Annotated in this window: 1 protein-coding gene; it reads left to right on the top strand. The window is 68.0% G+C overall.

Translation table 11 applies throughout. The features are described 5' to 3' along the window. Positions 1 to 61: 61 nt before the first annotated feature. Positions 62 to 1,045 (top strand): RNA-guided endonuclease TnpB family protein (locus tag ABZZ74_RS54350; RefSeq protein ID WP_356951476.1); only part of this gene is annotated, 984 nt, incomplete at its 3' end.

Below are 1,045 nucleotides of genomic sequence, written 5' to 3'. Positions count from 1 at the left end.
GGCGTTTGCCGGCAGCCGACCGATACCTAGGGCTCACACGGAATCTGATACGGTGTGAGGTATGGCACGGCAGGTCAAGCGGGCGTTCAGGTACCGCTTTTACCCCACCCACGAGCAGGCGGCGGAGCTGTCGCGTACGTTCGGCTGTGTCCGCCTGGTGTACAACAAGGCGCTGGAGGAGCGCACCCGGGCCTGGTACGGCGAGCAGCGCCGGATCTCCTACGTGCAGTCCTCCGCCGCCCTGACGCAGTGGAAGAAGACCGGGGAGCTGGCCTTTTTGACCGAGGTGTCTTCCGTTCCGCTGCAGCAGGCGCTGCGGCATCTGCAGACGGCGTTCGCCCACTTCTTCGCCAAGCGGGCGAAGTACCCCCGGTACAAGAGCCGGAAGAAGTCCCGTGCGTCGGCCGAGTACACCCGCAGTGCCTTCACCTGGCGCGAGGGGCGGCTGACGCTGGCGAAGATGACGGATCCGCTGGACATCCGCTGGTCGCGTCCGCTGCCCGAGGGCGCGGTGCCGACCACGGTGACCGTGTCCCGGGATGCGGCGGGACGCTGGTTCGTGTCCCTGCTGTGCGAGGACACCATCACGCCCGCGCTCGCCACCACGAACACGGTCGGCCTGGACGCCGGGATCACCTCCCTCGTGACCCTGTCCACCGGGGAGAAGATCACCAACCCCCGGCACGAACGCGGGGACCGTGCCCGCCTGGCCCGCGCCCAGCGGGAGCTGTCGCGCAAGGCGAAGGGCTCGGCGAACCGGGCCAAGGCCCGCAGGAAGGTTGCCCGCATCCATGCGCGGATCGCCGATCGGCGCCGGGACTTCCTGCACAAACTGACCTCGCGCATCGTCCACGAGAACCAAGTGGTCGTGATCGAGGACCTGACCGTCCGCAACCTGCTGAAGAACGGCCGCCTGGCGCGCGCCGTCTCGGATGCGGCCTGGACGGACCTGCGCATGATGCTGGAGTACAAGTGCGCCTGGTATGGGCGCGAACTCGTCGTGATCGACCGCTTCTTCCCCAGCTCGAAGCTGTGCGGGAGCTGC

It is taken from the genome of Streptomyces sp. NPDC006476 (genome assembly GCF_040612015.1).
Classification (GTDB): Bacteria; Actinomycetota; Actinomycetes; order Streptomycetales; family Streptomycetaceae; genus Streptomyces; species Streptomyces griseorubiginosus_B.
Note: the sequence above shows the minus strand (reverse complement) of the source record. Positions and strands in the feature narration are given on the sequence as shown.